Consider the following 626-nt stretch of genomic DNA (forward strand, 5'->3'; position numbering starts at 1 on the left):
TAACGCTTTGCCGTTTGTTCAAAAGGCGCGCCATCTAAGGCAAGCTGCTCTGCTTCTACCAAAGCAATTTTATGCTCATGATTAAGAGAATATAAATCGGCTCGAAGCTGAAGAATGTGCTTGAGCTCGTTTGATACTTTCTCCAATTTTTTGAATGCTTGATGACTAGCGCCTACAAAGCCCTCTCTCTGAGCACGAATAAAGGCAAGATTACTAAGGCAATATAGGTCAACCATCATAAAATGGCTTTTGAAAAGCCCGTAACTTGCAACCGCGTCAAACAAATGCGCAACCAGTGTTTCGCAATCCGCTTCGTCCCAGAAGAAGTATTCAAAACGGCAATACATGAGAAAGGCTTTGAAAGAACTACCATTGATAATTGCTAACGAGGTCGCCTCGAAGTTTTCGTCGCCAAGCAAGTATTCGTGCTTAAGATAAGATTGCCAAGAGTTTTCAAGTATCGGCAGAAAAGGAACACGCAAAGACTTTTTCTCGACAAAGGCCTTCGCCTCCTCATACTCTGTTAGTAACTCTTCAATGGGAAAGCCCGCAACCGCTTTGATCGTTGATTTCGCAGATAAGCACACCCCTGCTCTAGCAAGCTCTCCTGTCTCAATCCCGGCTTC

1 protein-coding gene is annotated in these 626 nt (G+C 44.2%); it reads right to left on the reverse strand.

The genetic code is table 11. The features are described 5' to 3' along the window. A partial coding sequence (locus A3766_RS30000) for a hypothetical protein (protein WP_197479133.1) occupies nucleotides 1-626 on the reverse strand: 626 nt, incomplete at both ends.

Source organism: Oleiphilus sp. HI0132, assembly GCF_001635845.1.